This window comes from Desertibacillus haloalkaliphilus, assembly GCF_019039105.1.
GTDB classification, from domain to species: domain Bacteria; phylum Bacillota; class Bacilli; order Bacillales; family KJ1-10-99; genus Desertibacillus; species Desertibacillus haloalkaliphilus.
The window spans coordinates 1-361 of record NZ_JAHPIV010000419.1 but is presented as its reverse complement, the minus strand read 5'-3'; the positions used below and the strand labels follow the sequence as shown (position 1 = coordinate 361).

Sequence of the window (361 nt, the reverse complement as noted above, 5' to 3'; positions counted from 1 at the left end):
AAATAAGTCTGCTGCAACTGCCGTTGAAGGAATTTCAACCATCATACCAATTTCGATTGAATCTGAAACAGCAACTCCATTCGCAACTAATTTCTCCTTTTCTTCAAGAAGCATTGCTTTTGCTTGACGGAATTCATCTAGTGTAGCAATCATCGGGAACATGATTTTCAAATTACCAAAGGCACTTGCTCTAAGAAGAGCACGCAATTGAGTACTGAAGATTTCTTTTTCTTCTAAACAAAGACGAATGGCACGGAAACCTAAAAATGGATTCATCTCTTTTGGAAGATCTAAGTATGGTAGTTCTTTATCTCCACCAATATCTAATGTACGAATGACAACTGGCTTGCCTTCCATACGT

Annotated in this window: 1 protein-coding gene; it reads right to left on the bottom strand. The window is 38.0% G+C overall.

Features of this window, described 5'->3' with window-relative positions; translation table 11 throughout:
* Window positions 1-361 (bottom strand): putative PEP-binding protein (locus KH400_RS22590; protein ID WP_312889343.1); only part of this gene is annotated, 361 nt, incomplete at both ends.